The following is a 7169-nucleotide window of genomic DNA, read 5'->3' as shown; positions in this document are numbered from 1 at the left end:
GATCATGCTGTTCGATGAGCCCACCTCGGCCCTGGACCCGGAAATGGTCAAGGAAGTGCTGGACGTGATGGTCAACCTGGCCCAGGAAAGCGGCATGACGATGCTGTGCGTGACCCACGAAATGGGCTTTGCGCGCAAGGTCGCCAACCGCGTGATCTTCATGGACCGCGGCGAGATCATCGAGCAGAACAGCCCGGACGAGTTCTTCGACAATCCGCAGAACGAACGCACCAAGCTGTTCCTGAGCCAGATCCTGCATTGATCTGGAACGCGGGGCGGCTTTGGTCACTGCCCCGCGGTTCGTACAACCCAAGCGCCACAAGCCGGCCGATCCGTTTCCACCCGCGCCTTAACAAGATCTTGAGACTCGCCTACCTAGAATCGCCAACGATTCTCATTGGCACTTCTCTTGGAACTTTTCATGGCGCAGTCCTTCTCCCCTCCCCGCGGCGCGTTCGCGCTCAAAACCCTGGGCATCGCTCTAGGCGCCGCCGCCAGCGCCCAGGCCCAGCCGGCCGACACCGCCGTGCAGCTGGCCCCCGTCACGGTGCAAGGCGACGCCCCGCCCTACAAGGCCGACCGCGTCCAGTCCGGCAAATTCACCGAGCCGTTGCTGGACACCCCGCAAAGCATCACCGTCGTGCCCCGCGCCGTGCTGGAAGAACAGCAGGCCCAGAGCCTGCAGGACGTGCTGCGCAACGTGCCCGGCATCACCTTCAGTTCCGGCGAAGGCAACCTGGGCTGGGGCGACATGTTCACCATCCGCGGGTTCTCGGCCGAACAAAGCATCACCGTCGACGGCATCCGCGACGCGGGCCTGTCCAGCCGCACCGACATCTTCAACCTGGAACAGGCCGAAGTCTTCAAGGGCACCGGATCCATTGAATCCGGCGTGTCCGCCGTGGGCGGCAGCGTCAACCTGGTCAGCAAGGAAGCCCGCCTGGGGTCGTTCTACAAGGCGTCCGGCGGCCTGGGCACCGACCACTACCGCCGTATTACCGCCGACCTGAACCAGGAACTGACCGACAGCTCGGCCCTGCGCATCAACCTGATGCGCCACCACAACGGCGTGGCCGAGCGCGACGTCACCGAATTCGACCGCTCCGGCATCGCCGCATCGCTGGCCATGGGCCTGGGCACGCCCACCCGCGTCACCTTCAACTACCTGCACCAGGAAGACAACAACATCCCCGACGGCGGCGTGCCTATCCAGCGCGGCACCGGCGGCCAGCGCATGCCCAACGTCGCGCGCAACGCCTGGTACGGCGATCCGTCGCTCTACACCGAGCAGACCCGCACCGACCAGGCCACCCTGAAAGTCGAACACGACTTCAACAAGGGCGTGCGCCTGTCCAACATCAGCCGCTGGCAGCAGACCGACCGCATCGGCGTCCTGTCGCCCGCGCGTTTCAACAGCACGTCACGCACGTCCTACGGCTACGTCGGCGCCGGCCCGCTGGTCAACAGCGCCGACGGCATTGCGTCCTATAGCGGCTACACCGCGCTGGACAATCCCAGCCCCTACGCCCAACTGCGCGGCAACGACTTCGGCACGTCCAAGCGCTACACCATCCTGGCCAACCAGAGCAACCTGAACCTGGACTTCCAGACCGGCGGCATCAAGCACCAGCTTGTCACCGGCATCGAGTTCTACCAGGAAACCTACGGCGACCACGAACGCACCATCAAGGCCCCGTCCACCAACCCCACCATCGACCTGCGCAACACCGGCGGCGTCGACATGGGCGGGGTCGACACCGTCAAGGGCAACAGCGGCAACGAAGCCCGCGTCTTCAATACCGGCCTGTACGTCGCCGACAATGTCACCCTGACGCCACACTGGCTGGTGCAAGGCGCGCTGCGCTACGACCGCTACCGCGTCACCCAGGTCTCCGGCTCGGCCGGCAACCACACCACCAACCGCATCGAAGACGGCGCCTGGAGCGGCCGCGTCGGCCTGACCTACAAGCCCGTCGAACAAGCCAGCCTCTACGCCGCGTACAGCCAGGCCGCCCAACCGTCTGCGCTGGGCGCCTCGACCAACAACAACATCTATGGCGCGACCGGTGGCGACACCTACAAGCCCGCCGTCTCCAAGACCTGGGAACTGGGCGCCAAATGGGACGCCGCCGGCGGCGACCTGTCGCTGACCAGCGCCCTCTTCCGCACCGAGCTATCCGACTCGTGGGAATACGGCGACGACGCCACCGACGTCGTGCGCGCCCTGCCGGCCAAGCGCGTTGACGGCATCGAACTGGGACTGTCCGGCAACATCACCCCGCGCTGGTCGGCGTTCGCAGGCGTCAGCGCCATGAAAAGCCGCATCACCAAAGGGGCCAACAGCGGCGAAGAAGCCAAGAACGTCCCCGACCTGACCTTCAACCTGTGGACCACCTACGCCGCCACCGACCGCCTGTCGCTCAGCTACGGTGCGCAATACGTCGGCAAGCGGCGCTACACCGACAACAAATACGTCGGCGGCAAGAACAACAACAGCGCCACGGTCTCCGGGCCGTCGGGCACGCATCCGATCTGGGTTCGGGATGACGAGAAGGCACCGTCGTACTGGCTGCATTCCGTGGCGGCGCGCTATCGCGTGGACAAGGCGCTGACGGTGGGGATGAACGTCGAGAATCTGTTCAATAAGTTCTATTACAGCCGCGTAGGTGCGTCGCTGGATGGGTTCCAGCTGTATGGGGTGCCGGGGGCTGGGCGGACAGTGACGTTTACGGCGGAGTTGTCGTTTTAGAAACGTTCTGGAAATTAAGAATCTTCCAATTCTCCTTTGAGTCCGGAATGCGTAGCTTGGGTGCGCATTCCGGATTTTTGCTTTTCAGAAGATGCCCTTTCGAGCCTCAGCAAACAAGCCATCAGAATTGCGTGCCGGCCCCCCACTGACAACCCTTGACGAGAAAAAAATGAGCGAAGCCGCGATTCAACTTGATCTACTTGAAGCACACATCGACCTCAACGCCTTCTCATTTGACGAGTCAGCCCTGATCTTCTCCCGGTTCCTCCAGCAGCTCGCCACGGAAATGTGTGAGAAAGGACTATTTTCGAGCAAGTTCCTGCGGTGGACGACCGAGACGCTGGGGCTGCGGCTCACTCCTGGAAAGCATCCCGCGGTTTCCGAGCTACGTCAGACAAGGGCAAAGACCTGGGAGCTCTACCACGCCGAGCCCGATTGCCCCAAGAAGCATTTTCTCAGAGCGGTGATCTGCAGTCTCTACGATAAAGACACCGACGCAACCACCGAGCTTGAAGCCCCGGAAATGATTGAACTGTTCTTCTTCGTGCTCTCGGATGTCGGGACGGGGATCTGCGAGCGGTTCAGAGTTTTCATTGAATCTCAGGACAAGCAGCGCTGAGGCGCAGCGACGCAAGACATTGGCTGAGGCGACGTCTTCTTGAACCTCACCGGCAGCTTGTACACTGCCCCTCAAGCCCACCACCCGGAGCGCAAGACCGCCATGGAGATCACCCCCGTCGACTACCGCGGGCAGTACGCCTTCCAGCCTGTCGACACCCTCAGCCATCGCCGGCTGTCCGGCGCCGTGTCGCTGCGCAAGGTGCTGCAATGCCTGGACGAGTTGCGGCGGGCCGACCCTGGCCACCGCTACTTCTGCACGCTCGACGACATCAACCAGTGCTGCTACACCAGCGGCCACGCGGGCAATGACGATCGCATCGACATGGACTACGGCGACACCGACTTCGACGACCCGGAATCGGTGCACGCCTTCGAGGTGCGTCGCGCGGCTCACGTGGTGACGCGATTGCAGGACGCGGCATTGCGCCAGTCCTGGGAAGACGTGTGCGGCACGCTGATGACCACCCAGGAAGATGTAGACGTCCTGGTGGCCACCAACCGCGATCCCGATCGGGTGATCGATAGCGTGGTCTACCTCCAGCGCGTCACCGTGCCCGACGACACCTTCATGATCGCCGCCCTGCCCAATGGCTACTTTTCCTGCGACTGGGATGTGTTCCAGAACCATGCGGTGATCCGGCGCCTGCACGAGCGGCATGGCTACCGCTTCCTGGGCCTTGGCGCATCGTGGCTGGGGTTCGTGCGCGATACGCCGCCAGGTACCGCGGCAGCCGAGGCCTTGGTGGCCGACCTGGCGGACCTGTATGGCTGCGCGGGCGAGCAGTACCAGGCTTCGTGGCGCCAGCTCGTCGAGATCGTGGCCGACGGCAATGTGCTGCTGCTCGGCTACACGGAGAATTTTGCGGAATAGGCCACCTGCCGACGGCCCTGACAGGCTAGTTATTGGATTGACGCATGTCTTCGAAATGATGCAAGTCCAGGCCCGACTTCTGAAAGCGGCTGGTGACCGCTTTCAACTGTGAACCGCTGAAGGGCCCAATCGACTGCAACGCAGCGCCACAGCGCTGCGCATTGCCTGGGCAGCCGCTGTCGGCGGGTAGCGCCTGCGCGTACAGCGCGACATTGACCGCCAACGTGGGAATGGCGACATCCTCGGCGCGCTCGCCGCGATAGAAGCCGTCCAGCTGCCGGCGCAGGCCCGCCCAGATGCGCTCGCCCGACTCCTGGCCGGCATGGCAATCCTCAAAGCGCAGGTCTTTACCCGCTGAAGCCGGCGCCTTGCAGGCCAAGGTCACGCTTTCCCCAGGCACCAAGACCCGGCGGCGCACGGCAGAGTCGTCCGCGATGCGCGCGCGCACCTGAAGAGACCCGATCTCAGCAAACACCATCGACACGGTTCCGGTCTCGTCCTTGACCGCTGAGGCGACGCGGCCCGGCATCAGCACGAGTCTATTGACGTACCGTTTGCCGGCCGCAACGCGGTCCTGGGCGTAGGCACGCGCCACCTCTGTCGCCGCGGCACGGGTGACCGCCACGTTCATCTTGTTGGCGGCATAGGTCTCACGGCCCTCGGCAAAACCGAGTAGGTCATCGGCGACAAGCAAGTCGAACACCATGCGCTCGGCCGCGCTGGGCGCGTATCCGATTGAACGAGGCGCCTGAGAGATCGAATCGGCTTGCGCCACCCCAAACCACAGACTCCAACAGATGAAGATCACCATCAACCTGCAATGCATTGCTCGACTTCCCCCGTGGGCTTCTCCCACATCTCCGTGACGCTGGACCATGGCATTTTCGTGGATTCCGGATCAGTCTCTTTAGTGGTTGCACATCGTACATGCCGTCATCCCATTTCCACCCGGAAAACGCTCCCCTGCCCCGCCTGCGACCGCAATGACACCGTCCATCCCTGATGTTCGCAAATCCGCTGCACCAACGACAAGCCCAACCCCAGGTTGCCGTTGTCCGGCTGCGAGCCACGTACAAAGGGACTGAAGATGGCCTCCTGGCGTTCGGCCGGGATACCCGGGCCGTCGTCGGCGACCTGCAGATAGCCCCTGCCGGTCTGGACCGTGACGAGCGCGCCCGGGCCTGCGTATTGCAAGGCGTTGCGGATCAGGTTCGACAACACCGCGCGCAGCAGCGGCGCGGGAAAGCGCGCGTCGGGCTCGACGCCCTGCTTGTCGTCAACCTCGTCCGCTTGCAGCGTCAACGTCATCCCCCGCCGCTGCGCGACCGCGCTCCAGGCCGAGACTTGCTCGCGCGCCGCTTCGACCGCGCTTTCCCGCACGAACTGCGCGCCGGCATCGCGGCCCCGCGCCAGCATCAGATACGTGTCCAGCCGCTCGCCCATGTCGGTTGCCGCCGCCGCGATCCGCCGCACCCGCGCCGCGCCCGCGTCGTCCAGCCCCGGCTCGTCCAGCAGCAATTCACACGAACTGGAAATCACCATCAGCGGCGTGCGCAACTCGTGGCCGACGTCGGCGGTAAAGAGCTGTTCGCGGCGCAAGGCCTGTTCGAGCTGGTTGTAGGTGGCGTCGAAGGCGGCGGCCAGACGGCCGATTTCGTCGGGGGGATAGTCTTCGGCCAGGCGGGTCTGGGGCGGTTGCGCGCCGCGGGCGGTGACTTGCGCGGCCAGGCGCGCCAGCGGGCGCAGCATGCGGCGCGTGGCCAGGGTGCCCAGGACGAAGGCCAGGACCAGACTGGCGGCAAGACCCGTGACGACGGTCCAGTGGGACGTCGCCTGGTTGCGTTCGTATTCGGTGTAGTCGCGCAGCAGCATGTAGCGCTGGCCGTCTTTGTCGTCGACCATGGCGTGCCACACGCGGCCGTCGCGCTCGATCTTGTGAAAGCCGGGCCCCAGGCGCCGCAGCCAGTCCGGAAACGCCGGGCCGCCGGGGTCGCCATGGAAGAAACGATGCGGCCGGCCCGGGTCGATGCCGGCCAGGAAGTCGCCGCGTACGCGGTCCACGGCCATGCCCATATCGATGCGTTGCAGATGGACTTCGAGCTTGTTGACGCTCCAGATCGACACCCAGGTCAATGCGCCGCCGACCAGCAGGGCCAGCAGTACGTAAGTCAGCACCAGGTGGCGGGCCAGGCCGCGCCGCGCGCTACGCATCGGCGGCGGCCCGTAGCTGGTAGCCGATGCCGTGCACGGTGACCAGCAAGGGGGTGTCGAACGGTTTGTCGACCACCTGGCGGATCTGGTGGATATGCGTGCGCAGGCTGTCGCTGTCGGGCGGCGAATCGCGCCACAGGGCTTCTTCCAGGCGGCCGCGATGCACCACGGCCGGGCTGGCGCGCATCAGCAGCATCAGCAGTTGCAGGGGCGATGGCGGCAGGCGCAGGGGCTGGCCGGCGCGGGTCAGCGCCAGGGTGCCGGTATCCAGCGTCAGGTCGCCCACGCGCAGCACGCGCGCAGCGCCCGCGCCGCTGGCCCGGTGCAGCAGGGCCTTGGCGCGGGCAGCCAGTTCGGCCAGGGCGAAGGGTTTGACCAGGTAGTCGTCGGCCCCGGCATCAAAACCGGTCAGCCGGTTGTCCAGGGTGTCGCGCGCGGTGACCATGATGACGGGGGTGTCGCAGGCGGCCTCGGTGCGCAGGCGGCGGCACAGGTCGTAGCCGTCCAGCCGGGGCAGCATCAGGTCCAGCACGATCAGGTCGAAGCCGCCCGTGGCCGCCATGGCGTAGCCGCGCAAGCCGTCTTCGGCGCAGTCGACGATGTAGCCGCGGCGCGTGAGGTGGTGCGTGATGTTGGCCAGGATGTCGGGGTCGTCTTCGATGACAAGAACGCGCATGTCGGGCAGTGCCGGAAATGGAAATCAGTCTCATATTGTAA

General features: G+C 65.0%; 6 protein-coding genes and 1 pseudogene. 4 read left to right on the top strand and 3 right to left on the bottom strand.

Annotated features, from left to right (window positions below; translation table 11 throughout):
• The 4 genes and pseudogenes from U858_RS0107530 to U858_RS0107515 all read left to right on the top strand — a co-directional run.
• A pseudogene (locus U858_RS0107530) lies at window positions 1–262 on the top strand (amino acid ABC transporter ATP-binding protein); the annotation flags it as partial.
• A gap of 159 nt (window positions 263–421) precedes the next feature.
• Window positions 422–2749, top strand: a complete 2328-nt coding sequence (locus U858_RS0107525) for a TonB-dependent siderophore receptor (RefSeq protein ID WP_025136557.1) — start codon at window positions 422–424, stop codon at window positions 2747–2749.
• A gap of 169 nt (window positions 2750–2918) precedes the next feature.
• The gene (locus U858_RS0107520; protein WP_025136556.1) at window positions 2919–3368 is read left to right on the top strand and encodes a hypothetical protein; all 450 of its coding nucleotides are present in this window, start codon (window positions 2919–2921) and stop codon (window positions 3366–3368) included.
• Window positions 3369–3470: 102 nt separating this feature from the next.
• Entirely contained in the window at window positions 3471–4241 is a 771-nt protein-coding gene (locus U858_RS0107515; protein WP_025136555.1) for a hypothetical protein, read from the top strand.
• Between the two features lie 25 nt (window positions 4242–4266).
• Here U858_RS0107515 and U858_RS0107510 read toward each other — a convergent pair whose 3' ends face one another.
• From U858_RS0107510 to U858_RS0107500, 3 genes are all read right to left on the bottom strand, one after another.
• The gene (locus U858_RS0107510; protein ID WP_157838785.1) at window positions 4267–5052 is read right to left on the bottom strand and encodes a hypothetical protein; all 786 of its coding nucleotides are present in this window, start codon (window positions 5050–5052) and stop codon (window positions 4267–4269) included.
• 122 nt (window positions 5053–5174) lie between these two features.
• Window positions 5175–6452 (bottom strand): HAMP domain-containing sensor histidine kinase, encoded by a 1278-nt coding sequence (locus U858_RS0107505; protein ID WP_025136553.1) that lies wholly within the window; start codon window positions 6450–6452, stop codon window positions 5175–5177.
• Window positions 6445–7128 carry a response regulator transcription factor gene (locus tag U858_RS0107500; RefSeq protein WP_025136552.1) on the bottom strand — a complete coding sequence of 228 codons (684 nt, stop codon included), beginning with the start codon at window positions 7126–7128 and terminating at the stop codon, window positions 6445–6447. The genes U858_RS0107505 and U858_RS0107500 overlap by 8 nt, the downstream gene beginning before the upstream one ends.
• Window positions 7129–7169 lie beyond the last annotated feature (41 nt).

The sequence above is a fragment of the Achromobacter sp. DH1f genome (genome assembly GCF_000633435.1).
GTDB classification, from domain to species: domain Bacteria; phylum Pseudomonadota; class Gammaproteobacteria; order Burkholderiales; family Burkholderiaceae_B; genus Achromobacter; species Achromobacter deleyi.
The sequence above is the reverse complement of the archived record's forward strand: the minus strand, read 5'-3'. Positions and strand labels throughout refer to the sequence as shown.

Bases quoted from the DNA above. Each gene is read 5' to 3' on its own strand.
- U858_RS0107525 (WP_025136557.1), top strand. From the start codon at position 422: ATGGCGCAGTCCTTCTCCCCTCCCCGCGGCGCGTTCGCGCTCAAAACC.
- U858_RS0107520 (WP_025136556.1), top strand. From the start codon at position 2,919: ATGAGCGAAGCCGCGATTCAACTTGATCTACTTGAAGCACACATCGAC.
- U858_RS0107515 (WP_025136555.1), top strand. From the start codon at position 3,471: ATGGAGATCACCCCCGTCGACTACCGCGGGCAGTACGCCTTCCAGCCT.
- U858_RS0107510 (WP_157838785.1), bottom strand. From the start codon at position 5,052: ATGGTGATCTTCATCTGTTGGAGTCTGTGGTTTGGGGTGGCGCAAGCC.
- U858_RS0107505 (WP_025136553.1), bottom strand. From the start codon at position 6,452: ATGCGTAGCGCGCGGCGCGGCCTGGCCCGCCACCTGGTGCTGACTTAC.
- U858_RS0107500 (WP_025136552.1), bottom strand. From the start codon at position 7,128: ATGCGCGTTCTTGTCATCGAAGACGACCCCGACATCCTGGCCAACATC.